Below are 23,626 nucleotides of genomic sequence, written 5' to 3' on the forward strand. Positions count from 1 at the left end.
AAGATACTAGGATATCATGGTGGACCGGGCCGGGCGCCGCTGCGGCGCGGGGGTGCAGGACGTGGTCAGGCTCGGTTGATGATGTGTGGGCGTCGTGCTGGCCGGCCTATTGCTGGCCGCCGCGCCAGCCGATGCCAAGCCCGTGGCTTTCGGGGTCGGGATCAACAAATACGAAAATCCCGCCGCAGGAGGTTCGTAACTGGAGCCGCGAAACGGCCCGCCGGTTCACACCCGGGACACTGAGAGCGGTTGCCCCACAAATGGTGCACCACAAGCGAGGAGCGAGAGGCCGCTTTATCGCTCACGGTCGCTGCGTTCACAATCGCCGACCCTTTGCGCTACGACGGTCTCTTTCGTCGATATCTTTCCAATGCTACCCTGATTAATCTCTGTATAAGCGCCGTCATTCTTCACATCGATCTGGGTCTCGATCGGTACACCACTTTCACAGGCTCTCTGGAAAACATAACCACCATCTGTCTTCCGAACGTTTTTGGTTTTGCAGGCTCCAAAGTGGGACGGTGTGAATTCCGCTTTCAGCGCGGAGGTTGGATCGACACAGCGAGTCATTTCTCGGTCGATTGATAATCCGCTGGTGGGCAGCCGATTGGTCGGCTTGCCGTCAGCCTCCAACGTCCTTTCAAACTTCCACAGCCCACTCCGAAAAGTTGGACCGTCATACGCGAGACACCCCGGCATTGCCGCAAACAGCGCGATTGCAGCCGTGGCTGCTAGCATTCCTGCGCGTCGTACCGAGTTAGACTTATCCTCACAGCGTGCCAGTTCAGTCATTGCGCTCTCCATATCGAAAGCCCCAACAACGTCTAGGTAGTGCTCTCACCCGGATCATCAAGCTTGATAATTCCGTCCAGACCATACCGCACGATAACGGCCGGACGTCGGCGCAGCGGCGGCCCGCAAGCCTGACAGGTAAACTTTGGCTCCAGATCGGACAGCCGCACATGGTCGGGCCAGCGATCGGCCGAGACCGCGACAGAATGGCCGCGGTGATAGTCGGCACAATATAGCAGCAGCCGTCTTTTTCTGGCGCTGCATGGAAGCAATTTTGCCAGGAATCGCGCTCAGTCTGAATACGCCATTCCGGAGATGAACCCGTGCCTGTTAAGGGCAAGGGCGGCGGCGGGATCAGAAGGTGGCAAGCGCTCGAAGCACAACAGACTTGGAGAGACCATCAAGATGCGTATCAACGAAGAGGCCGTTAGCTTTTCTGCATTCTCGCTGACGAAGATTCTGGTTGGCGAGTTGTTGCGGAAAGGAATTTTAGATCGGGAAGAACTCATTTGGGCGATCCGCAAAGAAATAGAGGAGCAGCGGACGATCGCAGAGCCGACAAATCAAGATGCGGCAACGTTGCTGGCGGTGTATTGCGACGAAATCCAGCCGAGTGAGCACCCGGACGACTAAGAAGGAGGCCAAGGAAATGGCCCCAGCGCACCAACCGCTGCAACGCTCAAGCGGAGTATGATCGCTTGGCGGCGTTGGATTTAGCCCCGGACAGTGAAATTTCCAGGCAAGGATATGTCAGCACAATCCGTGCCAAGGTTCGATGACGACTACGTCACGATCTGGTAGGCCTTGATGACCTCTCGGCGCGGCGTGGCAGGGCCGAGGTCTAGTTCAGCGCCCGCAGCATTGCGACCGCTCAGGGCACGTTCACCGCCGGCAGCGGCCGGGTAGGCAGCGGTTTGAACTGATACTGATGCCCGCGAACCATCGCGGAGAGCGCAGCTAGAAATACGAATACAAGCGCGACGGTTCGCATGTCTAAAAATCAAATGCGCATATTGTATCAGGACCATCAGGCACGGTGGTGAGTCGACAAAAGCGCGGATGATCTATCCAACTCACCGCGTGCGGCAACGTATCGCAACCAGCGACTGCTGAAGAATTGCCTTAGCCATCTGCTGAGATCGTCTGAACGCCTGAACTCAGCGGATCGCAAAGTCTGGGCGACATCCTCGAAATGAAGCTTTTCTTGCTCGGGCTTCATGACATCACCTCGCGGTGAAGCCGGACCTTGCGCATCTCATCCAAACGGATGCGGCAATATTCGCGGTATAGAAGGTTGATGATTTCCCACATGACCTGACCCCGTTGTTAAGTCACGGAGGCATCTTGGGCCGTTACGGTTGCAGGATTTCTTCGCCGAAGCATGAAAATGGTTTCGCAGCCCGATCCCTGTGTTTCGTCGGTCGGCGGCCACGAAACGGCTTCACGGGATTGCGAGGTACGGGCTGGAATTTCTATCCGCCCGTTCCCATGGCGGCTGGCTCAAAAAGCGGCCGGACGTCGGCGCCGCGGCGGCGCCAGGCTTTGTAGGAAAACCGCGGCTCCAGATCCGACCGCCGGATATCGTCGGACCATTGATCAGAGTTGATGACGACTGAACGGGCCAAGCGGTAGTTGCCGCAGTAGACCAGCAGCCGGCGAGGGCCCGAGGACCGCACCTCGCCGAGTGTGATTTCTGTCGGCGATTCATGATCGCAGTCCACACTGCCTATATTGGACATATGCTGGACATGAAGGAGCTTCGCGGAGCTAAGCCATTGAAACATATGGCGCTCCCTAGCGGAATCGAACCGCTCTCTCCACCGTGAAAGGGTGGCGTCCTAACCGATAGACGAAGGGAGCAAAAACAACTGGCAAATCAGTGCCTTACGCGCTTGACTTGCCGTGTTGGTCCCGGCCGCGACGAAGGATCAAGGCGGGACGGGCGAACGTATAGTGGCGTTTGGCCGGGCGGGCAAGCCGCCCGAAAAGGCCTTTTGCGGGCCATTCGGGACCGTGTCGGAGGCCGGGCGCCCGCCGAAAGGTCGGCCAGTTCACAACGCTTTTTAAATCCGCAAGGCGTAAGGAATGCCGCCATGGCGATCGGAACCAAAAAGCGCGAGGCGCGCAAATCACTGCGTCAATCCGGCTGGATCACGCTCGAAGGCGGCTTCGCGGCACGCCCATGCGTGGTGCAGGACATGTCGACGACGGGCGCGAAGGTCACGATCGACGATCCCAACACGTTGCCCGCCAAATTGCGGCTGGCATTTTCGCGCGACGCCCGGACCGGGCGAAATTGCGAAGTGGTCTGGCGCCGCGGCAAGTCGGTGGGTGTCAAGTTCGTCCGCTAGCGCCGGTCGGCGCCGCGCGGTAAAAGGCGCGATGCGAAAAATCCTCCTGATCATCATCGTCGCCGGATGGCCGGCCTTCGCGTTGGCGCAGCAACATGGCCATGAGAAGTCCGGCCAAGCTCCGACCTCGGGCAAGCCGATTCCGCTCAACAAGGGAGCCGCCCGCAGCAATACGTGCGCCGAATATGGTGCGGGCTTCGTCAAGGCCGAGGGCTCCGACACCTGCGTGAAGATCGGCGGATACGTCAGCAGCGGGGCCAGTGGCTATATGGGCGCGCGCTGAGCAACGCTGCGGTTTTGTTTGACGCGTCCTTCACGTCATCGGCGGCGCGATGAATTTGACAAACCCCGGCCGTTGCGAGATCTGCGCGAACCAGCGTTCGAGACAGGGCAGCTTCGGCTTGGTGACGCCATCGACGCCGAACCACCGCCGCGCAAAGGCGCCGACCGCGATATCGGCAATCGTGAACTGATCGCCTTCGATGAAGCGCCGGTTCGCCAGCTGCTTCTCCATGATACGCCACACCACGGCTTCGGCGTCGACATCCTTCTGGATCGCGACCATGTCGCGTTTTTCGGGCGGCGTCCGCACCAGCGCCCAGAACACGGGACGGTCGACCGGTTGCAGGGTCGACAGCGTCCAGTCCAGCCACCGATCGACGGCGGCGCGCTGCTGTGGCGCTTGCGGATAGATCGGCGAGCCCTGGCCGTATGCGAGGCAGAGATAACGCATTACCGAATTGGATTCCCAAAGCACATAATCGCCGTCGACCAGGGTCGGCACGCGGCCGTTGGGATTCATCGCGAGATAGGCGGCCTCGTTGTTCTTGCCGAACTGCATGCCGGCATCGATGCGCTGATAGCTGATATCGAGTTCGTGCAGGCACCACAGCACTTTTTGCACATTGACCGAGTTGGCCCGGCCCCAGATCGTGAGTTGGTTTTGCTTGTCGTTGGCCACGCGCTTTCGCTCCCGATGATCTGCTGGTCACAGTTCATATCGGAATTCCCGCCGAAAAGCGCTGATACGATTGCACCGAGGCCAATAAAAAATCAGACCCCGCCGCGTAACGGCAGGGCCTGATTTCGCGTAAAGTACGGCGCCCGGTTCGCGCGGCGCCCGCGCGTCAAATAGAGATCAATGGCCGAAGAACAACCAAAGCAGAATGATCACTGGAATCGGCACGCCCAATAACCAAAGCAAAATTCCTTTTCCCATCGTTTCCTCCTCGAAATCTTTTGATCGCGAGAACAACGTATGAGGGAGGGTGGGGTTCCTCCATGACTTTGGAATCTCCAGACAGCGATAGTCCGATTCGGAACAGCGAGTAGCCGTTCTGATCGACGGCGTCCCGCACCTCCGCATTGACGTCGTCGGCATGGCGGCCGCGCGTCAGCCGCCATTTGTCTTCGGAGGTGCCGGATGGAAACGGCGCGTCCGCCTCTGTCACCAGCCGGTAGCTGGGATGGCGGACGTGCACATAAAATCTGTACAGGGTTTACCAGTGGCCGGTGTTCGGCATCGAAGCCCACGGCTCCGCCGGCGGCTTCGGATTGCCTTTTTGCAGCAGCTCGATCGAATGCAGATCCGGCGAACGCACGAACGCCATGTTGCCGTCGCGCGGCGGCCGGTTGATGGTGACGCCGAGCTTCATCAGCCGGTCGCAGGTCGCGTAGATGTCGTCGACCTCATAGGCGAGGTGACCGAAATAGCGGTCCTCACCGTACTTCTCCTCGTCCCAATTATAGGTGAGCTCGACCAGCGGCGCGCCGCGATTCTGGGGCGCCTGCTTGAACAGGCCTTCGTCTTCGGGCGCGCACAGGAACAATAGCGTGAACCGGCCCTTGTCGTTGTCGACGCGGCGCACTTCCTTCAGCCCCAGCGCGTCCTGATAGAATTTCAGCGCGGCATCGAGATTGCGGACACGCAGCATGGTGTGGAGATAACGCATATTTCTTGGCTCCCTCTGGTTTCTTTTAAGAAGGTTCGACAGTTCGGGGCACTGAATAGCAGCAAAATGCCCGCGAGGGCAGGCCCTTGCGGGCGGGTCAAAACCCCCGGGTTTTCGCCGGAAAGCTAAGGGATCACTTCGCGGCTTACTTGGCGTAACCCTGGGAGCGGAGCCACGCGATGCGGCGGTCTCCGTTCATCCAGTCGTCCGCGTCGGATTTGCTTTTCAGCCCGGTGATTTCCCGGGGCTCGACGCCCGGATATTCCGCCAGGATATTCCAGTCGTCCTCTGCGTTTCGGACGATTTTGAAGGTCACTTTTGCTTTTGCCATGCGCCATTATGCACGCAATTTCCCCGAAAGAGAACCGCCTTGCAGCGGGCCCGCGTCGTTTCCATCGAACGTGCACTAATTCCGGCAAAAGCGGCCGGCCTCGATCGCATGACCTTCCGCACATATTCGATCCGCGCTCTCCCTCAATCTTGGATCAAACGGAGGGATATCAGATGTATCTGGTCGACGGCCCGATCGTTCTGACGATCGTTTTCTTTTCGTGCTGCCGGTCACCGATGCAAAGACGGTGCGGATGAAATTATCGGTCTTGAGCAGCCTCGCTATGCTATTGGCCATGCTGGTTGTCGTTCCTCATTTGCCGCACTGACGACGCGGCCGGGCCAGTCAACGCACAGCCACGGGCGTCTGCCGGGAGCGGGCGGTGCGCGCGAACATCGGGGTGGCGAGATGATTCTGGTGACCGGCAGTATTGTTGCGCGCGAGGAGGCGTTTGACGACGTGTTCGCGCATGCCTCGAGCATTTCGAGCGCGCCCGGAAGGAGCCCGGCTGCATCTCCCATGACGTCCACGTCGATTGCCAGAACCCGATGCGGCTGTTTTTCTTCGAGCAATGGGCGGATGAGGCAGCATTGCGCACTCACTTCGCGGTCGACGGGTCGAAGGCCTTCGTAAAATCTCTCAAGGGCCGTATCGTCGAAAGCTCGGGGACGAGAATATACCGGGCCGAATCGATCCAGCGATAATGAATCGGCAGGTGATGCTTGCCGTCGCCGGCAGTGTGTCGCCGCTTGCGAGTGAAAGTTAGCTCCACAGAATGTGGACTGGATATCGTCCGCGGGAACAACATGCGGCAGGGGCAAGCCCGGCGCTCCGCTCTGATTCAATCGGAACCGAAGGCGTCAGTGGGGAAGGCGTCAGTGGGTCTGTTCGAGGCGTTCGGCGTAGAGCCGGAATTCTTCGGCCATCTCGATCAGCTTCTTCGAGGTTTCCGGATCGTTGACGGACTGAGCCAATCGCTTGGCCCGGTTGGACTGGTCTCGGTAGTGGTCGGCTTGGGTCATGAGAGCACCTTTTTAGGTAAGTCCAGACCGGGCTGAAAAGGTTCGATCGCGCAAAATGAAATTCCGGCAAGGTTTGGGGGCGTCAGGTCGTCGCACAGAGCGTGGCGCGAGATCGCCGTTGCCGTCACCACGAAGCCGAGAAAAGTAACGGTCTTTTAAGCCGGCAGCGGACGGGAAAATGCGCCCCCTGTTCGTTCCCCGAGAACAAAAGGAGTCCCGCTATTTCCCGTCCGACGGAAGCCGTGGCGATGTGCTCGCGCATATCAGCATCGCCGTTTTCGGATCCGTTTGCCCAGCCGTTGTGCGGCGGGGAGGAAGTCACCAGCGGGTTTTCCGGTACCTTTGCCGATGATCGGGCCGAGGTGTTCGGCACGGTTCTGGTCGGGACCCGCAGCCTGAGTTTTCACGCGACGTTGAAGAAGCTCGCTGCCGGCTGATGCGCTGAGGTGCCGGCTGTGGACGAGTGCGCAGCAAGACGATGAAGGTGCGGAGGAAAACGGCATTTCCGCCCTGTGGATTTGCTGCGGATAATTGTTGGATATGCTGCGGATGATTGTGGTCTGGGTGGCCCTTATCCAGACCACCACGCCGTCGCGAAGGGGGCGGCTTGCGGCGGTCTGCTAACGAACCCTTTCCAGACAGCCGATAACTCCAGGCAACCGATAACCCTATTGAGTTAGGTTAAAACCCAAATCGCGTTGTGCTGATCTGGGGGTGCGATAGGGATGGCTGCCGAGAGAACAGTCATGGTCCCTTCATTTCACAACGCGGATAAGCCGACCCACCGACGGGTAATGGTGGTTGGCCTGCTGTTTTGCCTGACCTTCGTTGCGATCAGCTTTTCGCTCCGGCCGTTCCCGGAAAGCGGCCAAGTGCTGGTGAAGGCCGACAGGCTGGTGCGCACGGCCGGCGAACTGCACAAAGCCAATTAACGGATGGCGCGCTCAAGCCCTGTCACTCCGGCGGGTCCTTGCTCGGCGAGCGGTGGTAGATCGCGATGGCGATAAAGCCGCCATAGGCGATGATGTTGAGCAGGACTTCCATCCACGGCGGCATGGCTACGCCCTTCGGGATAAGACCCCCGCGCTAATCAAACCACGAAACGCGCGATTGGTTCCTGGGCCGGCCGCAGATCAACCCTGGTCCAGGCGCATAGCTCGCGTCACGCGCGACCTCGGCGTTCAGGGCCCGGGCCGGTTCCCTTCGGCCCGACATTCGCTGCACCGGTTGCAACCATCGCGAAACACCCGCGTTTGTTCATCGGACAATGCGAGGAGGTGCGAATGAAAAAGACAATCGCAATTCTGGCAACGGTGGCCACAATCGGCGCAACCACCCTAAGCTCGCCGGCCGAGGCGCACCGGTTCGGTTTCGGTCCCGGGCTGGCATTCGGCCTCGCGGCAGGCGCGATCGCAGCGGGCGTCGCGGGCGCCTATGGGCCGTACTATTATGGACCGGGCTACTACCCGGGCTATTACGGCTATTACGGACCGGCTTATTACGGTCCGGGACCTTACGCTTATTACGGTGGACCGTATTACCGTCGCCACTACTGGCGTCGTTACTACTGGTAACGAACGTCGCAGATCATAAAAAGGCCCGGAGCATCGCTCCGGGCTTTTTGCCGGCTGTCGCGTAAAACTCCGCTAATCCCAGAACGGCGGCCGGGTAAACCCGCTCCACGCATTGCCCAGTGTCGTGGCGTAATATTCCTCACGCTCGCGTGCGAATTTCTGCTGGGTGGCTTTGAAGCTGGCGACGCGCGCGGCGATTTCTTCGCGCTCGCGCGCGATCCGGTCTTCCTGTTCGGTCATTGCCCATCCTGCTTGCTTTGAGTCTTGTCCCGACCCTATTGGCGTTCGCGATTGGGGCACGAATTGGGAAACAGCGTCGCAGGATTGTGATCGCCTGCGTTCAAAGCGAAGGCGGTGGATAAGGACGGAACTCGCCTTGTGGCTTGCGCACCTTCCCGCTAGCGGAAAGGAAACGGGAGGCTGTCATGGCAAAGATCGATCTGGATTCGCTGAGTATCGAAGAACTCGCAGCCTTGCGCGATCATGCCACCGACAAGCTGTTTGAAAAGGTCGCCGCGCGGCGCGCCGAGCTCGAAGCGGAACTGGAACGGCTCGCCCAGTACGGCAAGCCGGTGAAAAAAATCGAAGGCGCCCCGGTTGCCAAGGTCAAGAAGGGCGAAGAGGCGAGGGAGCCGAAGGAGCCGGTCGCCAAAGCGGCCTAGCAGCGCCGATCCCGCAATTGGGTTGACCGTGCTATAGTTGGTGGAGCCAACAGTCGGATGGTCGCCAGTGATTGCCAAGGATCTGCATAACGGCGTCGAACAACTCGGCAATATGATCGCCGAGGCCTCCAGCATCGTTCCCTTTACCGGTGCCGGCATCTCGACCGAATGCGGGATCCCCGATTTTCGCTCCCCCGGCGGGTTGTGGACCCGCAATCGCCCAATCCCGTTCGACGAGTTCGTCGCCAGTCCCGAGGCACGGGACGAGGCATGGCGGCGGCGCTTCGCGATGGAGCCGACCTTTGCCGCCGCGAAACCCGGGCGCGGCCACCGTGCCCTGGCTTCGCTCTACAGGGCCGGCAAGGTTCCCGCGATCATCACCCAGAACATCGACAATCTGCATCAGGTATCGGGTTTCAAGGGCGACGACGTGGTCGAACTCCACGGCAACACCACCTACGCCCGCTGCATCGGCTGCGGACAGGCTTACGATCTGCCGTGGGTCAAAGCGCGTTTCGATGACACCGGCAGCGCGCCCGACTGCACGCGGTGCGACGACCTGGTCAAGACCGCAACGATCTCGTTCGGACAGGCGATGCCGGAGGACGCGATGCGTCGCGCCTCGGAACTGGCGCAGCAGTGCGACCTGTTCCTGGCCATCGGATCGTCGCTGGTGGTGTGGCCGGCCGCAGGGTTTCCGCTGATGGCCAAGAACTGCGGCGCCAAACTGGTCATCATCAACAACGAACCGACCGAACAGGATGACATTGCCGATCTGGTGATCCGGCACGACATCGGGGAAACCCTCGGGCCGTTCGTAGGCAACTGATTGCCCGTTTGATTCGCGGCTGTGCAAGACTGTTCATAGTTCCCGGCGGGTTAGTTTTTTAGCTATGCGCCGCAGGCGGGAGTGTTATCTTTTGATTCGAGAGATTCGCGCGGCGTTATCATGAGTGGTCATGGATGGGCGCGTGTTCCGGCTCAGTCGCAAAACGACGTGCGGCCAATAAGTGTGGGGTCCGGGGTCATGGGGTCGGACGGTTTTGAGTCCAAGAAGCTCGGTGGTCCGCCGTCAGGCGGGGCAGGGCAGAACCGGCTTGGACAGAATACGCTTGGACAGAACACGCTTGGGCCAGGTGAATTCTCCGCCGGTGCGGAGCGCGATCCGGCGATGGATGCGCTGTCGGGCCTCGGCGATGCCGCCGCCAACCTCGTTGAAATCTCCGGGGTCATCAAATGGTTCGATGCCTCGAAAGGCTACGGCTTCATTGTCCCGGACAATGGTTGGCCGGATGTGCTGCTGCATGTCACCGTGCTCCGGCGTGACGGCTATCAGACGGCTTACGAAGGCGCGCGGCTGGTGGTCGAATGCGTGCAGCGTCAAAAGGGCTATCAGGCGTTCCGGATCGTCTCGATGGATGAGTCCACCGCGATCCACCCGGCACAGATGCTGCCGCCGCGGACCCATGTCAGCGTCACCCCGACCAGCGGTCTGGAGCGGGCGCAGGTCAAATGGTTCAACCGGCTGCGCGGCTTCGGCTTCCTGACCTGTGGGGAGGGGACACCGGATATCTTCGTCCATATGGAAACGCTGCGCCGCTTCGGCATGACTGAACTGCGCCCCGGCCAGTATGTGCTGGTGCGGTTCGGGCCCGGCTCCAAAGGCATGATGGCCGCCGAGATTCACCCTGAGGGTGGCCCGTCGGCGCTGTCGTCGCACTAATCATCCCATATACGACCTGACGGAATCGTGAGCCGGGCCGAATGCGTCCCGGTCGCGGCCTCTGGCATTTGCCGCAATCATCGGGTTAGGGTCGGCCGGCAAAAAGATCAGGTGTGAGTGTTTTCCATGAATTTCGTTTCGGTTGTCGTCCGGGCTCGCCTGTACGTTTGGCTGATGCTGATCGCAGCGCTTGGCGCGTTGGCGAATTCTGACGCGCGGGCGGCGAGCGTGCAGCCGCTCGAGATCGTCACCAAGTCCGGCGTGCAGGTGTTCTCGGTCGAGATGGCGACGACCGAACAGGAGAAGGAGACGGGCCTGATGTACCGCAAGGAGCTGGCGGACGGCAAAGGCATGCTGTTCGATTTCACGCCAGAACAGGAGGTGTCGATGTGGATGAAAAACACCTATATCTCGCTCGACATGATCTTCATCCGGGCCGACGGCCGGATCCTGCGGATCGCCGAAAATACCGAACCGCTGTCCACCCGGATCATCTCCTCGCGCGGACTGGCCAAGGGGGTGCTGGAGGTGATTGCCGGCACGGCGCAAAAATACGGGATCCAGCCCGGCGACCGGGTGGCGCACCCGCTGTTCAACGGCCATTAGTCTTGATTTTAACGCGTTTTCTTGACGCGAACCGGTATCCACCCCGGATCAAGTCCGGGGCAGGCTTTCGCTCGAAAACACTATCGAGCAGCCTTGATGGCGCCGGGTTAAGCGTGTATCGACGCAGCTTCCCAACATGATCGGGGTATAGCGCAGCCTGGTAGCGCGGCAGTTTTGGGTACTGCAGGTCGTTGGTTCGAATCCAGCTGCCCCGACCAAATAGCTCGCAAATTCCACCAGCTTGACGGCTCGCCCGCGACGGCGCGGCCGGCACCGGTTGGCATCATCTCGGCGAGGGTGTGTCCGGCAGCTGCTCGGCGGCACCGGTCGGGGCGTTCGCCTGGCTGCTGTGTTCCGGCACCAGCGGCGGCCTGAGTTGCCGGGTCGCTCGTGATGGCCGTCCGAGCTTGGCGTCATAACGCTCCGCCAGGTCGAGCAGACGCTTTTTGGTGAAGGGGTCGGCTTTGTCGGCCATCGCCCGGATGCGGTCAGCCTGCTGCTTGAAATAATCGTCGTTCATGACATCCCCACGGCAATCGACCGGATCAGATTGCACAACGATTTTTGGGATCGCCACCACGAAATAGAGATTTCGTTAATCTCGGGATGAGCGAGAAAATCCGGGCTCCGTTCGTTCTCCGTGAACAGAAGGAGTCCGGCGCGTCGCTTGAGAAATTCGCTCAGCGGAAAATCTGCGCTGAGGGCGCTTGCCGGCATCTCCGCCGAACCGGTTACTGGTTCGGTCAGGCCTTGACGTCGAGGACAGCTTCTCGTTCGGCCTGTTTCTCCGTGGCCAACACGTCCAGCACGTCCTGGTTGATCGTGCGGGGCGGCGCCTTGGTGGTCTGGTCGGCGACGAGCTGGACTCTGGCGTGCGTCACGGTGGCAGGTACGGGATATATATCCATGGAACCCTCCTGCCTAAAAATGGCAAGCGCACGTTTACGTTTTGTAAAGAGGTTGGGTTAATGCGCCGAATCATTGGGTTACTATTCAGGGGGCGCACTTACCGCTGCGAAGCCTGCCACGCCAGCAGCCGCCGCTCGGCCAGCGACATCGCGACCGAGGTGACATAGCCGGTCACGCCGAGCAGGATTACGCCGGCGAACAGATCGGCGGATCGGAAGGCGCGCGCCGACAGCAGCACCCAGTGGCCGAGGCCATCGAGGCCGGCGAGGATTTCGCAGACCACCGAGAGGATCAGCGCCACCGTCAGGCTGAGGCGCATGCCCGCGAGAATATCGGGACTGGCCGACGGCAGTGCGATTTTGAAAATCACCGCCAGCCGCGACATCTGCAGCGACCGCGCCACCTCATAGAGGCGGGGCTCGACCGCGGCAAAACCATGAACGGTCGCCAGCATGATCGGCCAGATCGCGCCGAACGCGATCACGAACAGCGCCATGCCCTGGGTCAGCCCGAACGCCGCGATGGCGACCGGAATGATCGCGGAGACCGGCAGCGGCCGCAAGAACTCCAGCGACGGCGCTACATAGGTCCGCATCAGGCGTGACGATCCGATCATCGCGCCGATGGCGATGCCGGCGATCGATGCGGCGAGCCAGCCATAGGCCATGTGCTCGAGCGTGCCGAAAAGCTTGCTCCAGAGGTCACCGGAGGAAAATCCGCGCAGCAGCGAAGCCCAGGCCCGGTCGGGCCCGGGCAGGAACACCGGCGATACCAGCTTCCAATTGGCGACCAGTTGCCAGAGCGCAATGAATCCGGCGGCAACCGCAAAGCTCGCCACGCGCCAGATGATCGCGCCGCCTTTCACAGGCTGTCTCCGCTCAACGCGGCGCGGCCGAACAGGCGGCGCTGCGCCACGGTCAGCAGCATGTTCAGCGCGTAACCGATGGCGCCGATCCAGACCAGATAGGCCAGCATCAGGTCGGGACGAAGCGCCTGCTGCGCCAGCATGATACCGGCGCCGAGGCCAAGCGGATTGATCGCGATCTCGACGGTGACAGCGACGATCAGCGCGATACCGGCGGAGAGGCGAAACGCCACGAATATCCGCGGCAAGGCCGCGGGGATGATGATTTTGAGGACTCGCTGCGCCGCGGGCAGCCGAAGCACGCGCGATACTTCCATCAGCCGCGGTTCGACGCTACGAACCGCCGCACGGCTCAGGATCAGGATCGGCCAGATGCAGGCAAAGGCCACGATGACGATTTCCATGCGGTAGCCGAACCCGAGCGCGATCAGCGCAATCGGCAACAAGGCGATCGATGGAATCGGCCTGACGGCCTCGACCGTCACTTCCATCAGGCGATCGAGTGTATCGGAAATGCCGAAAGCGATGCCGAGCGCAAGCCCGATGAGGCTGCCGATCGCAAGGCCCGCAAACGTCGCGAACAGCGTGTCGCGGGTCGCCGCCAGGATCGAGTGGTCGGCCAGGGCGCCCGCCAGCGCCGCGACGATCTCGCTCGGCGGCGCCAGGCTGTCGCTCTGCAGATGGGTCGCGCGCGCCCAGCCCTCGAAAGCCAATAGCGCGCCAATCGGCAGCATCAGCGGCTTGGCGCGGTCGAGCGTCACTGTTCGGTCGCCTTGATGAAGTCGAACAATTGACGCCGGAGCCGCAGGAACTCCGGGTGCTCGCGGGTCGCCAGCTGATCGCGCGGGCGCGGCAGATTGACCGCAAGTTCAATGCCGATCCGTCCGGGATGCGGCAGCAAGCCGACGACGCGGTCGCCGAGATAGATCGCCTCGTCGAGATCGTGGGTCACGAAGATCACGGTGGCGTTGCTGGCCGCGACCAGCGACAGCACCTCGTCCTGTAATCCCTGCCGCGTCATCGCATCCAGCGCGCCGAACGGCTCGTCCATCAGCAGCGCCTTCGGCTCCTGCGCCAGGCAGCGGGCGATCTGCAGGCGCTGCTGCATGCCGCCGGACATCTCCGCCGGATATTTTTCGGCGTGGCCGGGCAGGCCGACCTTGCGCAGCAAAGCGTCGATGCGGGCAGGGCGCTCGGTCACGGAAATCCCGCCCGCCTCGAGCGCGAGCGAGACGTTGCCCGCCGCGGTACGCCACGGCAGCAGCGCCTTGCCGTAGTCCTGGAACACGATCGCGATCTCGCGGCGCGGCTGCAGCATCGGCTGGCCGTCGAACGTCACCGCGCCGCTGGTCGGCTGATAGAGACCGGCCGCGAGGCGGAGTGCGGTGGTCTTGCCACAGCCGGACGCGCCGACGATGCAAAGGAATTCGCCGGGACGCACGCCGAGGGTCAAATTCTCGATGATGGTTTTGCCGCCAAGTATCAGCGTGGCGTCCGCAAACGCGAGCTGCGGCGTGGCGAGGGAGGACACGGGCGCCTCCTGGCGTTTCGCGGCGATGGCCATAACGTCAGTTTCCGCTGCCTGGGGGATAGACGAAGTTGATGGTCGAGCGAAGGTGCTCCGCCAGCATGGCCTGGGCGCCGGGAACGTCGCGCGAGAGCACGCAGTCGGCGAGCAGCTGATGCGCGCGCACGAATTTCTTGCCGCTGTCGAACTGGCGCATCATCACGCGGCGATAGCGGTACGCCTGGTCGTAAAGGTCGGAATGGGCGGCGAGCATGCGTTTCGAGCCACAGGCCCCAAGCAAGGCGGTATGAAAGCCCTTGTGCAGCCGGTCGAAATCCTCAGCACCTTCGCGGAATTCGTTGCCGGTGCGCTCGATATGCCGGCGCATCTGGTGCAGCGCGCTCAGAATGCCGGCCTCCCAGGCATCGTCGCCCTGGGCGATCGCGAGCCGGATCGCCTCGATCTCAACCGCGGTGCGCATGCAGGTGATGTCGTCCAGATCCTCACGGCTGACGTCGGCCACGCGAAAACCGCGTTGTCCGATCCCGACGATCAAGCCGCGCGAAATCAGCCGCGATAATCCTTCGCGCAACGGCGTCGCGCCAATCTCGTAGCGCTCGACCAGATCGACGATCCCAAGTCGCGCCCCCGGCGCGAGATGGCCGGCCAAAATATCCTGCTCGACCAGCGTCGCGGCGCGCTCGCTCAAGGTGCCGGCTTCGCTGGCGGGTTGGTTTGGATTGCGCTCGGGAGCCGGCATGACAAAGGCCTCAATTCAGGACCAGTTTGGCGGTGTCGAGCTTCGATGCAGCATTTTCTGCGACGACATGACGTCGATCCACCACGCCAGTTGCTCGGGCTTCAATACCGGTTCGGACTGGTTCGGCGGCGTCGCCTTGACCAATTCGAGCGGCTGCCTGGTGAACTTTGAAATTGACGCGGACGCCTTCTCGCGGTCGCTGTTGACGATTTGCGCAGATTCATCGAGCGCTTCGCGGAATTCCTTGATGGTGGCGGCATTCTTGTCGACCCATTCGCGCGACGCGGCGTAGAAAATGATCGGATCGGTGCGCGCGAGTTCGACTGCATAGCGCGCCCCGACCGAGCCCAGCCCCGCATTGAGCATGCGCGTCACTAACGGCTCGGCCGTGAGCACGGCATCGACACCGCCGGACTTGATGATATCAGACATGGTCGGGAAGGTGACCTCAACGAAATTGACGCTTTTGGGGTCGACGCCTTTCTCCACCAGCCATTTGACGAACAGCACGTGCAGGAAGGCGTTCAGGCCGGGGGCGCCGACTTTCTTGCCGACGAAATCCTTCGGCTCCTTGATGGTGATGCCGTTGCGCACGAAGGCGGTGATGTTGCCGTTCGACACGGGATTCATGATCGACGCGCCGGCGATGGCGACGAGGTCCAGCCCGCCGTCGACGGCCTGCAGGAACACGGTCGAGGTCGGTCCGCCGATCTGGATCGAGTTCGACAGGATCGCCGCGGGAATGTTCGAGTTGATGCCGATTGGCGTCATCTCGACGTCAAGCCCGTGCTTTTTGAAGATACCCTCGTCGACCGCGACCATGGCGGAGGCGCAATCCGACGTCGCGGTGCAGCCGATCTGGATCTTCGTCTGCGCGGCAGCAGATCCAGCCAGCGCCAAGCTGAACGCAATGCTCGCAAGGATATTTTTCACCGCGGTTTCCCCATTTTACATTTTTAGGACTTGATTATCGATATTTTATCGGATCATATATTCCAATCAAAAGCAAGGGCTCAACACATGAAACTCGCAACATTCAAATCCGGCGGTCAGGAGAAGATCGCGATCGTGCATTCCGGAGATGCCCGTTTGTTCGACCTGGCGGCGGCCTCAAGCCGGGACGGAAATGCGAATCCGGCGTTTGCGTCGATGCTGGCCTTGATCGATGCCGGCCCGCGCGCGCTCGAACAGGCGGCGGCGGCGTTCGACAAGCACGGCAAGGACGACGCGCTGTCGGTTGCCGTAGCGGGTGCCGAGATTCTTGCGCCGGTGCCGGAACCGCGGCAGATGCGCGACGGCATGTCGTTCCCGCTGCATATCCTTCAGGCGCCGCGCGGCCAGCTCAAGCTCGCAGCGCGCGCCAAAAACGACATGGCGGAACTGGCGCGGCTCAATGCCGAACCGCTCGGCGAATTGCCGGAGGTCTATCGCAAACAGCCGATCTACTACATCACCAACCGCTTCAGCGTGCGCGGTCCCAACACGACCGTGAAATGGCCGCGCTACAGCCAGGTAATGGATTACGAGCTCGAGTTCGGCATCATCACCAGGAACAAGGGCGCCAATATTTCGGCTGCAAAAGCCAGGGGTCACATCTTCGGCTATACGATCTTCAACGATTTCTCGGCGCGCGACGCCCAACGCATCGAAATGGAGGGCCGGCTTGGCCCCGCCAAGGGCAAGAGTTTTGACGGCGGCAATGTCATGGGCCCGTGGATCGTGACTCCAGATGAGATCGGCGATCCCTATCATTTGAAGATGGAAGTCCGCGTCAACGGCAAGATGCGTTCGCAAGGGGTTTCCGACGGCATGCTATTTTCGTTCGAGGAGATCATCGAGCACGTGACCAGGGATGAGACGTTGATGCCCGGCGAATTCATTGGCTCAGGCACGGTCGGCAATGGCTGTGGACTGGAAATCGGCTGGTATCTGGAACATGGCGATGAGATCGAACTTGAAGTCGAGAAGATCGGCGTCCTGAAAAATCGGGTCGAACGCCAGGACGCGAAGGCCGCTTAAGGCCCAAACAAGAAATCACAGAGTGAGGAAACGCCATGGCGCGTAAATTGATCGATATCTCCGTTCCCCTGCAAAACGACGTGCCGGCCGATCCGCCCGGCGGTCACCCGACCATCCAGTACATCGATCACCAGCAGGGCCTGCCGCGCATGCTGCAGTTCTTCGAGGGGTTGAAGGCCGAAGACCTGCCGGATGGCCGGGGCTGGGCGGTCGAGCAGGTGCAACTCTCGACCCACAACGGCACGCATCTCGATGCGCCCTGGCACTTCCATCCGACCATGAACCGCGGTGAGCGCTCATGGACCATCGACGAAGTGCCGCTGGAATGGTGCCTGCAGCCCGGCGTCAAACTCGACTTCCGGAATTTCGCGGATGGCTATGTCGCGACCGCCAGGGATGTCGAAGCCGAACTCAAGCGCATCGGCCATACGCTGTCGCCGCTGGAGATCGTGGTGGTCAATACCAGCGCGGGAGCCAAATACGGCCGGCAGGACTACGTCACCTCGGGCTGCGGCATGGGTTATGAGGCGACGATGTATCTGTTGGAGCGCGGCGTGCGGCTGACCGGCATCGACGGCTGGAGCTGGGACGCGCCGTTCGTCTACACCGCGAAGAAATATGCCGAGACCAAAGACGCCAGCCTGATCTGGGAAGGCCACAAGGCGGGCCGCCACATCGGCTATTGCCATATCGAGAAGCTGCATAATCTCGAGCAATTGCCATCGACGGGATTCATGGTGTCGTGCTTTCCGGTCAAGATCGAGCGCGCTTCCGCCGGCTGGACTCGGGCGGTTGCCATTCTCGACGGTTAAAGTTCTACTGCGCGTTCACGGCAGGCCAGAGCATAAGGTCCGAAGAGACCGACAGGGAGGATGTGATGAAAGGCCAACACCGCTGGTCGTATCGGGGATGCGCTTGCTGCGATGGAAGTACGCTCTCGCTGTCGGGCGCAAAACTCAGCCGGCGCCATTTCCTGCAGGGAATGACGGGTGCTGCGGCGCTGGCTGCGGTCGGTCTTGGTCAGTCGCCGGACGCGGTGGCGCAGACCGCGGATAGCGCCAGGCCGTTTCGCATCGATGTTCACCATCATCTGTCGCCGCCAACCTATATCGCCGCTTCCAGCGCCAGCAATTTCGGCGATCCCCTGATGAAGAACTGGACGCCGGCGAAATCGCTCGAGGATATGGACAGGGCCGGCGTCGCCGTCGCCATGCTTTCGGTGACGACGCCGGCCCTCAATTTCACGTCGGGGGAGACCGCGCGCAAGCTGGCGCGCGAGTGCAACGACTATGCAGCGAAGCTGATTGCCGACCATCCGGCACGCTTTGGAAGTTTTGCCGTGGTTCCGCTGACGGATGTCGAAGGCAGCCTGCAGGAGATTGCCTACGCGCTCGACACGCTCAAGGCCGACGGCATCGGCCTGATGACGAGCTACGGCGACAAATGGCTCGGCGATCCCGCGTTCTTGCCTGTGATGGAAGAACTCAACCGGCGCAAGGCTGTCGTCTATACCCACCCAACGGCGGCCAATTGTTGCGTCAATCTCGTCCGCACCCAGCAACCCGTCATGATCGAATTCGGCACCGACACGACCCGAACCATCGCCGACATCATCTTCAGCGGTAACGCGCAGAAGTTTCGTGACATCAGCTGGATATTTTCGCACGCGGGCGGAACGATGCCGTTCCTGATCGAGCGCTTCGTCCGCAATGCATTTCTGGATCCGAAGGCCAAGGCAACCGTGCCGGACGGCACTTTGGCCGAACTCAGGCGCTTTTACTACGACACGGCGCAGACGTCGAACAAGGGCTCGATGGCGGCGCTCTCGGCCATTATTCCGGTGTCGCAGATCCTGTTCGGAACGGACTATCCCTATCGAACCAGCATCGACCACGTGAAGGGTTTGCGCGAGGCGGGGGTGTTCACCGACGAGCAGCTCGGTGCCATCGAGCATGGCAACGCGCAGAAATTGTTGCCCCGGCTGGCAAGCTAGTCCGCGGCATCGGATTTGATGCCGCGTCCAAGCGCGAATTGGCCGACCGGGCCTTCGACGTGGAAATCGATGCCCGTCATCCTGGCGAACAGATCGATATTGGTGGTGCCGATGGCGCAGCCACCAAGGCCCATGTCGGTCGCCGTCAGATACAGTGTCTGCAGCAACACGCCGACATCCTTCAGGATCAGCGAATAGGCGATCGAGCTGTACTTCCATGAAACGCGGTTAAAGCGCGCGGCGATCGTGATCAGGATCTGGGTCGAGGAGGGCGCGTCCATCGCGAATTCAGCCGACCCCAATTGCGCATCGAGCTCTTGCTCGTGGGCATCGATCTTCACCAGCGCGTGCCTGTCGGCATCATAGTGATAGAAGCCGCGCTCCAGCCCGTCGCAATTGGCGACGTTCAGATAAAGTTCGAGTTCGTACGCGCTACCGGCGGCGGGATACGGCCGCGTGGTGTAGGCGATATCGGGACCGTCGCCGTCAAAATCGAGCTTGCTGGTCCACTTCGACTGCACCCGCGCGGTGCTTTCGAGAAATTGCGCGAGCTCGGTGAGTGTGATCGGTTGCCGGTCGTCGAAGTCGCGTGTCGAATGGCGCTCGCCCAGCAGCTTTGCGTATGGCGAGGGCGTTTCATGGGCCGCGGCCGAAAGCGGTTGCAGATCGATGGTCGTGCCGGGCCAGGGCGATCGCACCGCCGGTGGCGGCGCGATGACATCGGCGTAGGGGTAGAGTCCCCCCAGTGGATTGGCCTGCCGGCCTTCGGTGCTGTGGGTGTGAAACAGCAGATCGTGAAAATCCCAGAGCACGAGGTTTTCGTCGCCCTCATTTGCGCGGCGGCCGTCGCCGCCCTTGGCGTCGATCTTGAAGAGGATTTTGCAATCCAGCAGCAATCCGAGCAGCTCCAGGCCGGGAAATCCTGCTTGCCGCCGCATCTGGCCGATCTTCTGCGGCGCGGACAGCGTGGCAATGGTAGCTGCGACCTTCGGCTCGCTGATATTGAACAACGCGCCGGCGCGCGGCGATTCCAGCACCATGTCATTGCCGCGCCGTCGCATGTAGGCGAACCGCGACAATACGATCGTCGCGGAGTCGGCAAGCTTCGGCGTTTGCGGCCAATAACCGGGCATTTGCGGTTCGATGACGACGAGGTCGTCCTTGCCGCGCTCGCGCCCGAGCCGGTATTCCAACAGCCCGTGTTCGGCCAGGCGCCGGACCAGGAGATCGATTTCGCGGTCGATCGCCTTGCGCGGGGGCGAAAACGAAGCGAGCGGCAGACCGGTGCGCAAGCCGTGCGCGCGATCGATCGCTTCGGCGCTGAACTTTCCAAGGCCGGCCGCGTACCCGTCGAAGCGGGCGGCGACGTTGCCATCCGCCTGTGCTTCGAGCGAGACGCGCGCGTTCAGCCGGGCCGCGATGGCGGGTGTCACTTTTCGCCCTCGCTTTTTCGCAGGCGCGCGCAAGGCCGTACCTCCTTCAGGTGTGCGGAAGGAACGGCGTCAGTTCGCTTTCCGATAACGGGCGGTCGAGAAAACCAAGCTTGACTGGAACGTCGTACAGCCGGCCGGGTGCGAAGCGGCGATAGAAATGCCGCAGTCCGGGAACGATGACCCGGGCCACCGAGACTTCGACGTCGGGGCGGGTCTGATCGAGGACGAGGAAATCATACCCGGCGCGCCGGGCGATCTCAACGCACGCTTCCACCTGCTCGCGCGCGCTGTCGAGCGGGACATTGATGCCGAGTTCCGGCACCACCACCGGACGGCTCGCCGGAATCAGGAACGGATAATTCTCCAGGCGCAACGGCGTGATGCCGTCGAGGCTCGACTTGTCGCCGCTGCCGCCGCCCATCAGGCCGATCGACAGGAACTGGCTCAGTTCGGTCAGCGAACGCAGCAGCGCAATGCGGCGGTCGAAATGCGCGCCGGAGCCAAACTCGATATTCTCCTGGCCGTCCTTGATCCAGTGCATGACCGCGACATAGGTGGGAACGCCGAGATCGTTGGTGACATCGAGCACCCACAGTTTGCGTCCGGCGTCGGTAAATTGAGTCTTGATATCGCGGATGTAGGAATCGTCGAACTCGCTGAGATCGACCTCCGACCGCTGTGACCGGTTGTACCACCAGATCGCGTAGGCATCGCGCTCCACGAGTTCGAGAAAGCCCTGGACGATGGCCTCCTGCAGCGTGTTGCCGGCGGCACAGCCGTTGGAATCGGTATGGGCGTCCCGGTAGAAGAAATACATCAGGCCGGTCGGAAAATACCGGAATCGCTGGTCGCGCAACGACCAGGCCGGCGACCACTCGATCTTGGCGGTGGGATCGATCGGCTCCGGGATCGGATGTGAATCGTCGCCTGCAGGTTCGTGCCGCGCGGCAAACTGCGCCTCGCTGAACAGCTGGACGTCGTTGGCCAGAATGGCATCGCCCGGTGCGAAATCGGTGAAGCGCCGCTTCATCCGGATTTCGTCGCCCTGGAAAATTCCGGAATAGCGCTCGATCGCTTCCATCAGCGCGCTGGCTTCGGCCTGCTCGGCGGTTGAGCCCTTGCCGAAGCTGCCGCCAGTCAGTCCCGATCTCAGTTGATCGACGCTCATGGCCGGCGCGGAAAAATTATGTTGCGCGAAAAAGTTGGTGTTCATCGGCAGATCGGCTTCGATCCGCTCCAGCCGTTTCACGACGCCGGTGAGGGGACTGACATGCTTTCGGTAGCGTGCAACCGTGACACGCGACGACACCGTGCGATATCCGCCGCTGGTCATGATCAGCTTGGCGCCGGGGCCATTCACGATCGGCTGCGGCGCACGGCGCGGGTTCTGCAATTTCCTGGCGCCGCAGGTCGGACATTGCGGGCGATGCGCGACATAGTGCTTGGCGATCGTCGCGCCCATCAGGTCGAAGCTCGCAATATGATCGCGCAAGTCGGTGCGAAAGCCGGAGGCGATCGCCTTGGCAATCTCGACGGCTGCGAACTGGATCGCGCTTTGCCCGAAAGTGTTGCGGACCAGTGGCGAAACCGCGACGGGCTGCGCCCCTCCGCGATCGAGGAATCCCTTGATCTCGCGGTTGCGGATCATGCGGTCGAACAGGCAGGTCCAGCAGGCGCTCTCGCCGGGTTTGAACACCGGGCCCACCAGCGGAAAAACCCCCGAGGGCTGCACCAGCAGCCAGGGCGTCTTGTCCGACACCCGCTGTCGGTTCAGCTGGGCGAGATGTCGTTCCAGATAATCGCTCACCAGCGTGATCGTCAGGTCGGGAGAACTCTTGACGAGGCGAACGCCGAGTTCGCCCAACGCGGCGCCGAGTTCGGTTGCGCCCATGACGTCGATCGCCTCAATGCGCACGCGGCAATTTTTGAGATTGCTTTCCGCAACCTCCGACGGCAGGCCGAGGCTAGCCCAATAGCCGGCGACCGTGCCGTCGGCGGCAGGCGAGGCAGGCACGATATAGCGACGGTCACCTAGCCGCTTGAGGGCTTCATTGATCTGATCGGACGGAAACTTGCGCTCCAGCTCGCGGACGAGCCGGCCAAGGCTTTTTCCGGTCTTTCCGATCGCCTCGGCGAGCGCGACATAGAGCTCGCCGTGCAGAAAGAATTTCCGGTCCTCCGAATAGAGGCTCACGACATCGGGGGGAAGCACGTAGACGGTGAAATTCGGCGCGAACTGCACAACGTCTTTGCCGGTTTGACGCGTGGCGCGGGTCTTGCGATGGCCTGTCATGAGTTTCGTACGCGTACCTTGCTTGTCACTGCGGATCGCCATTGTGAGGCGTGTTCTCCGGCAACGTCAGACATAAAATGGCCGGGTCGACCCTGTCGAACCCGGCCATGACGCCTTGCGTTTGTCAACGTGTTCGAAAGCTGCGCTGGATCAGCAGAGGCGGCAGATCCCCCACGATGCACAGCAAGAACCGCAGCCCCCGCAGCCGCCGCAACGGCAGCCTCTGCAGCCGCGGCAGCCTCGGCAGCCGCCGCACCGGCAACCCCAGGCCATCTGCACAGCGCCGCTGGCGGCTCCGGTGTTCTCCTTGTCGAACAAATGGAACGTGGCGAGACTGACGTCCGCAATTTCTTCTTCGCCGAGCGTGAGCGCTTGTGTCGGCACGTAGTTCGGCGTCTGCTGCACGTCCGCGGTTGGCACGGCCGCTGCGGATGCGCCCCCCACTAGCGAGAAAGTCAAACCGGCGGCACCCAATGCGGGTACGGCGGCTTTGGTCACACGCTTCGACTTCGAAGCTTGCTTCACCCGTGGCATCGTCGCATCCTCCATTACCTGGTAATATATGTTTCGAGTCCAGCCATGCGATTGTACGCTTGGCGAAAGCGGCCTGCAAGACTGGCTGCGCCTCACAGTGTTTTTCGATTTTGCATCTTAGTCGGTTCATCTTGATGAACAAAATCGGCCACGATCCATCAAACCACGACATCCATGAACCGGGTGTGAACGGTATCCATGATCCGTTCGTGAAGGCCGCTACAACGTGAAAGTGATCACGGGCCGCTGGCGCGAGTCGCCCTTCGCGCGCTCATGAAATAACTCATAGACTATTATCCG

31 protein-coding genes and 2 tRNA genes are annotated in these 23,626 nt (G+C 61.4%); 15 read left to right on the forward strand and 18 right to left on the reverse strand.

The window, feature by feature from the left end; all coding sequences use genetic code 11:
- Positions 1-294: 294 nt before the first annotated feature.
- Positions 295-792, reverse strand: a complete 498-nt coding sequence (locus V1289_RS44060; protein WP_334405824.1) for a DUF3617 domain-containing protein — start codon at positions 790-792, stop codon at positions 295-297.
- 405 nt (positions 793-1,197) lie between these two features.
- Between V1289_RS44060 and V1289_RS44065 the strand changes: the two genes are divergently transcribed.
- Positions 1,198-1,425, forward strand: coding sequence for a hypothetical protein (locus V1289_RS44065; protein WP_334405825.1), 228 nt, complete (start codon positions 1,198-1,200; stop codon positions 1,423-1,425).
- An 839-nt stretch (positions 1,426-2,264) separates the two neighbouring features.
- Here V1289_RS44065 and V1289_RS44070 read toward each other — a convergent pair.
- A complete protein-coding gene (locus V1289_RS44070; RefSeq protein ID WP_334405826.1) occupies positions 2,265-2,576 on the reverse strand; it encodes a hypothetical protein in 312 nt (103 codons plus the stop codon).
- 1 nt (position 2,577) lies between these two features.
- Positions 2,578-2,652: transfer RNA gene (locus tag V1289_RS44075), tRNA-Glu, on the reverse strand.
- Positions 2,653-2,885: 233 nt separating this feature from the next.
- Here V1289_RS44075 and V1289_RS44080 point away from each other — a divergent pair.
- Together V1289_RS44080 and V1289_RS44085 are read left to right on the forward strand one after the other, a co-directional pair.
- On the forward strand, positions 2,886-3,143 hold the full coding sequence (locus tag V1289_RS44080) for a PilZ domain-containing protein (RefSeq protein ID WP_074278682.1): 258 nt from the start codon (positions 2,886-2,888) through the stop codon (positions 3,141-3,143).
- Positions 3,144-3,174: 31 nt separating this feature from the next.
- Positions 3,175-3,426 carry a hypothetical protein gene (locus V1289_RS44085; RefSeq protein ID WP_334405827.1) on the forward strand — a complete coding sequence of 84 codons (252 nt, stop codon included), beginning with the start codon at positions 3,175-3,177 and terminating at the stop codon, positions 3,424-3,426.
- Positions 3,427-3,456: 30 nt separating this feature from the next.
- Here V1289_RS44085 and V1289_RS44090 read toward each other — a convergent pair whose 3' ends face one another.
- The 4 genes from V1289_RS44090 to V1289_RS44105 all read right to left on the reverse strand — a co-directional run bounded on the left by V1289_RS44090 (position 3,457) and on the right by V1289_RS44105 (position 5,426).
- Positions 3,457-4,104, reverse strand: coding sequence for a glutathione S-transferase family protein (locus tag V1289_RS44090; protein ID WP_334405828.1), 648 nt, complete (start codon positions 4,102-4,104; stop codon positions 3,457-3,459).
- A gap of 166 nt (positions 4,105-4,270) precedes the next feature.
- On the reverse strand, positions 4,271-4,594 hold the full coding sequence (locus V1289_RS44095) for a hypothetical protein (protein ID WP_334408039.1): 324 nt from the start codon (positions 4,592-4,594) through the stop codon (positions 4,271-4,273).
- A gap of 48 nt (positions 4,595-4,642) precedes the next feature.
- Entirely contained in the window at positions 4,643-5,095 is a 453-nt protein-coding gene (locus V1289_RS44100) for a VOC family protein (protein WP_309184637.1), read from the reverse strand.
- A gap of 145 nt (positions 5,096-5,240) precedes the next feature.
- Complete coding sequence (locus tag V1289_RS44105; RefSeq protein WP_309184639.1) at positions 5,241-5,426, reverse strand: hypothetical protein; 186 nt, start codon at positions 5,424-5,426, stop codon at positions 5,241-5,243.
- Positions 5,427-5,938: 512 nt separating this feature from the next.
- Between V1289_RS44105 and V1289_RS44110 the strand changes: the two genes are divergently transcribed.
- A complete protein-coding gene (locus tag V1289_RS44110) occupies positions 5,939-6,130 on the forward strand; it encodes a putative quinol monooxygenase (protein WP_334407916.1) in 192 nt (63 codons plus the stop codon).
- 171 nt (positions 6,131-6,301) lie between these two features.
- On the opposite strand, the gene V1289_RS44115 is transcribed toward V1289_RS44110, so the two are convergent.
- Positions 6,302-6,448 (reverse strand): hypothetical protein, encoded by a 147-nt coding sequence (locus tag V1289_RS44115; protein WP_309184641.1) that lies wholly within the window; start codon positions 6,446-6,448, stop codon positions 6,302-6,304.
- A 248-nt stretch (positions 6,449-6,696) separates the two neighbouring features.
- Between V1289_RS44115 and V1289_RS44120 the strand changes: the two genes are divergently transcribed.
- The 3 genes from V1289_RS44120 (at position 6,697) to V1289_RS44130 (ending at position 8,022) form a co-directional block, all read left to right on the forward strand.
- Positions 6,697-6,885: a hypothetical protein gene (locus V1289_RS44120; protein ID WP_334405830.1), complete on the forward strand. Its 189-nt coding sequence runs from the start codon at positions 6,697-6,699 to the stop codon at positions 6,883-6,885.
- A 309-nt stretch (positions 6,886-7,194) separates the two neighbouring features.
- Positions 7,195-7,380: a hypothetical protein gene (locus V1289_RS44125; RefSeq protein ID WP_334405831.1), complete on the forward strand. Its 186-nt coding sequence runs from the start codon at positions 7,195-7,197 to the stop codon at positions 7,378-7,380.
- Positions 7,381-7,731: 351 nt separating this feature from the next.
- On the forward strand, positions 7,732-8,022 hold the full coding sequence (locus V1289_RS44130) for a hypothetical protein (protein WP_334405832.1): 291 nt from the start codon (positions 7,732-7,734) through the stop codon (positions 8,020-8,022).
- Positions 8,023-8,094: 72 nt separating this feature from the next.
- Here the strand turns inward: V1289_RS44130 and V1289_RS44135 are convergent, their stop codons facing one another.
- The gene (locus V1289_RS44135; protein ID WP_334405833.1) at positions 8,095-8,262 is read right to left on the reverse strand and encodes a hypothetical protein; all 168 of its coding nucleotides are present in this window, start codon (positions 8,260-8,262) and stop codon (positions 8,095-8,097) included.
- Between the two features lie 185 nt (positions 8,263-8,447).
- Here V1289_RS44135 and V1289_RS44140 point away from each other — a divergent pair, with 185 nt between their 5' ends.
- From V1289_RS44140 to V1289_RS44160, 5 genes are all read left to right on the forward strand, one after another.
- A complete protein-coding gene (locus tag V1289_RS44140; RefSeq protein WP_334405834.1) occupies positions 8,448-8,684 on the forward strand; it encodes a hypothetical protein in 237 nt (78 codons plus the stop codon).
- Between the two features lie 67 nt (positions 8,685-8,751).
- On the forward strand, positions 8,752-9,513 hold the full coding sequence (locus tag V1289_RS44145; RefSeq protein ID WP_334405835.1) for an SIR2 family NAD-dependent protein deacylase: 762 nt from the start codon (positions 8,752-8,754) through the stop codon (positions 9,511-9,513).
- Between the two features lie 198 nt (positions 9,514-9,711).
- Positions 9,712-10,407 (forward strand): cold-shock protein, encoded by a 696-nt coding sequence (locus tag V1289_RS44150; protein WP_334405836.1) that lies wholly within the window; start codon positions 9,712-9,714, stop codon positions 10,405-10,407.
- Positions 10,408-10,533: 126 nt separating this feature from the next.
- Entirely contained in the window at positions 10,534-11,013 is a 480-nt protein-coding gene (locus tag V1289_RS44155; RefSeq protein WP_442896143.1) for a DUF192 domain-containing protein, read from the forward strand.
- Positions 11,014-11,154: 141 nt separating this feature from the next.
- Positions 11,155-11,231, forward strand: a tRNA-Pro gene (locus V1289_RS44160).
- A 65-nt stretch (positions 11,232-11,296) separates the two neighbouring features.
- Here the strand turns inward: V1289_RS44160 and V1289_RS44165 are convergent.
- The 7 genes from V1289_RS44165 to V1289_RS44195 form a co-directional block, all read right to left on the reverse strand.
- On the reverse strand, positions 11,297-11,533 hold the full coding sequence (locus tag V1289_RS44165) for a hypothetical protein (RefSeq protein WP_334405838.1): 237 nt from the start codon (positions 11,531-11,533) through the stop codon (positions 11,297-11,299).
- 223 nt (positions 11,534-11,756) lie between these two features.
- Positions 11,757-11,921 (reverse strand): hypothetical protein, encoded by a 165-nt coding sequence (locus V1289_RS44170; protein WP_334405839.1) that lies wholly within the window; start codon positions 11,919-11,921, stop codon positions 11,757-11,759.
- Positions 11,922-12,019: 98 nt separating this feature from the next.
- A complete protein-coding gene (locus V1289_RS44175) occupies positions 12,020-12,787 on the reverse strand; it encodes an ABC transporter permease (RefSeq protein WP_334405840.1) in 768 nt (255 codons plus the stop codon).
- Positions 12,784-13,521: an ABC transporter permease gene (locus tag V1289_RS44180; RefSeq protein ID WP_442896232.1), complete on the reverse strand. Its 738-nt coding sequence runs from the start codon at positions 13,519-13,521 to the stop codon at positions 12,784-12,786. Before V1289_RS44180 ends, V1289_RS44175 begins: the two co-directional genes overlap by 4 nt.
- A 23-nt stretch (positions 13,522-13,544) precedes the next feature.
- Complete coding sequence (locus V1289_RS44185) at positions 13,545-14,318, reverse strand: ABC transporter ATP-binding protein (protein WP_442896144.1); 774 nt, start codon at positions 14,316-14,318, stop codon at positions 13,545-13,547.
- Between the two features lie 37 nt (positions 14,319-14,355).
- Entirely contained in the window at positions 14,356-15,054 is a 699-nt protein-coding gene (locus V1289_RS44190) for a GntR family transcriptional regulator (protein ID WP_309184673.1), read from the reverse strand.
- Positions 15,055-15,069: 15 nt separating this feature from the next.
- Positions 15,070-15,987: an ABC transporter substrate-binding protein gene (locus tag V1289_RS44195; protein WP_334405843.1), complete on the reverse strand. Its 918-nt coding sequence runs from the start codon at positions 15,985-15,987 to the stop codon at positions 15,070-15,072.
- Positions 15,988-16,074: 87 nt separating this feature from the next.
- On the opposite strand from V1289_RS44195, the gene V1289_RS44200 reads away from it, so the two are divergent.
- From V1289_RS44200 to V1289_RS44210, 3 genes are all read left to right on the forward strand, one after another.
- Positions 16,075-17,073, forward strand: a complete 999-nt coding sequence (locus V1289_RS44200) for a fumarylacetoacetate hydrolase family protein (protein WP_334405844.1) — start codon at positions 16,075-16,077, stop codon at positions 17,071-17,073.
- A gap of 35 nt (positions 17,074-17,108) precedes the next feature.
- Positions 17,109-17,885: a cyclase family protein gene (locus V1289_RS44205; RefSeq protein ID WP_334405845.1), complete on the forward strand. Its 777-nt coding sequence runs from the start codon at positions 17,109-17,111 to the stop codon at positions 17,883-17,885.
- 65 nt (positions 17,886-17,950) lie between these two features.
- Positions 17,951-19,066, forward strand: coding sequence for an amidohydrolase family protein (locus tag V1289_RS44210; RefSeq protein ID WP_334405846.1), 1,116 nt, complete (start codon positions 17,951-17,953; stop codon positions 19,064-19,066).
- Here V1289_RS44210 and V1289_RS44215 read toward each other — a convergent pair.
- Positions 19,063-20,499, reverse strand: coding sequence for a SagB/ThcOx family dehydrogenase (locus V1289_RS44215; protein WP_334405847.1), 1,437 nt, complete (start codon positions 20,497-20,499; stop codon positions 19,063-19,065). The two genes, V1289_RS44210 and V1289_RS44215, sit on opposite strands and share 4 nt — an antisense overlap.
- Before the next feature lie 46 nt (positions 20,500-20,545).
- Positions 20,546-22,792 carry a TOMM precursor leader peptide-binding protein gene (locus V1289_RS44220; protein WP_334405848.1) on the reverse strand — a complete coding sequence of 749 codons (2,247 nt, stop codon included), beginning with the start codon at positions 22,790-22,792 and terminating at the stop codon, positions 20,546-20,548.
- Positions 22,793-23,626: the final 834 nt, after the last annotated feature.

It is taken from the genome of Bradyrhizobium sp. AZCC 2289 (assembly GCF_036924615.1).
In the GTDB taxonomy this organism is placed as follows: Bacteria; Pseudomonadota; Alphaproteobacteria; order Rhizobiales; family Xanthobacteraceae; genus Bradyrhizobium.

Bases quoted from the DNA above. Each gene is read 5' to 3' on its own strand.
- V1289_RS44115 (WP_309184641.1), bottom strand. From the start codon at position 6,448: ATGACCCAAGCCGACCACTACCGAGACCAGTCCAACCGGGCCAAGCGA.
- V1289_RS44080 (WP_074278682.1), top strand. From the start codon at position 2,886: ATGGCGATCGGAACCAAAAAGCGCGAGGCGCGCAAATCACTGCGTCAA.
- V1289_RS44165 (WP_334405838.1), bottom strand. From the start codon at position 11,533: ATGAACGACGATTATTTCAAGCAGCAGGCTGACCGCATCCGGGCGATG.
- V1289_RS44060 (WP_334405824.1), bottom strand. From the start codon at position 792: ATGACTGAACTGGCACGCTGTGAGGATAAGTCTAACTCGGTACGACGC.
- V1289_RS44220 (WP_334405848.1), bottom strand. From the start codon at position 22,792: ATGACAGGCCATCGCAAGACCCGCGCCACGCGTCAAACCGGCAAAGAC.
- V1289_RS44155 (WP_442896143.1), top strand. From the start codon at position 10,534: ATGAATTTCGTTTCGGTTGTCGTCCGGGCTCGCCTGTACGTTTGGCTG.
- V1289_RS44085 (WP_334405827.1), top strand. From the start codon at position 3,175: ATGCGAAAAATCCTCCTGATCATCATCGTCGCCGGATGGCCGGCCTTC.
- V1289_RS44140 (WP_334405834.1), top strand. From the start codon at position 8,448: ATGGCAAAGATCGATCTGGATTCGCTGAGTATCGAAGAACTCGCAGCC.
- V1289_RS44135 (WP_334405833.1), bottom strand. From the start codon at position 8,262: ATGACCGAACAGGAAGACCGGATCGCGCGCGAGCGCGAAGAAATCGCC.
- V1289_RS44190 (WP_309184673.1), bottom strand. From the start codon at position 15,054: ATGCCGGCTCCCGAGCGCAATCCAAACCAACCCGCCAGCGAAGCCGGC.
- V1289_RS44130 (WP_334405832.1), top strand. From the start codon at position 7,732: ATGAAAAAGACAATCGCAATTCTGGCAACGGTGGCCACAATCGGCGCA.
- V1289_RS44205 (WP_334405845.1), top strand. From the start codon at position 17,109: ATGGCGCGTAAATTGATCGATATCTCCGTTCCCCTGCAAAACGACGTG.
- V1289_RS44170 (WP_334405839.1), bottom strand. From the start codon at position 11,921: ATGGATATATATCCCGTACCTGCCACCGTGACGCACGCCAGAGTCCAG.
- V1289_RS44125 (WP_334405831.1), top strand. From the start codon at position 7,195: ATGGTCCCTTCATTTCACAACGCGGATAAGCCGACCCACCGACGGGTA.
- V1289_RS44210 (WP_334405846.1), top strand. From the start codon at position 17,951: ATGAAAGGCCAACACCGCTGGTCGTATCGGGGATGCGCTTGCTGCGAT.
- V1289_RS44100 (WP_309184637.1), bottom strand. From the start codon at position 5,095: ATGCGTTATCTCCACACCATGCTGCGTGTCCGCAATCTCGATGCCGCG.
- V1289_RS44105 (WP_309184639.1), bottom strand. From the start codon at position 5,426: ATGGCAAAAGCAAAAGTGACCTTCAAAATCGTCCGAAACGCAGAGGAC.
- V1289_RS44070 (WP_334405826.1), bottom strand. From the start codon at position 2,576: ATGTTTCAATGGCTTAGCTCCGCGAAGCTCCTTCATGTCCAGCATATG.
- V1289_RS44065 (WP_334405825.1), top strand. From the start codon at position 1,198: ATGCGTATCAACGAAGAGGCCGTTAGCTTTTCTGCATTCTCGCTGACG.
- V1289_RS44120 (WP_334405830.1), top strand. From the start codon at position 6,697: ATGTGCTCGCGCATATCAGCATCGCCGTTTTCGGATCCGTTTGCCCAG.
- V1289_RS44150 (WP_334405836.1), top strand. From the start codon at position 9,712: ATGGGGTCGGACGGTTTTGAGTCCAAGAAGCTCGGTGGTCCGCCGTCA.
- V1289_RS44180 (WP_442896232.1), bottom strand. From the start codon at position 13,521: ATGCTGCCGATTGGCGCGCTATTGGCTTTCGAGGGCTGGGCGCGCGCG.
- V1289_RS44200 (WP_334405844.1), top strand. From the start codon at position 16,075: ATGAAACTCGCAACATTCAAATCCGGCGGTCAGGAGAAGATCGCGATC.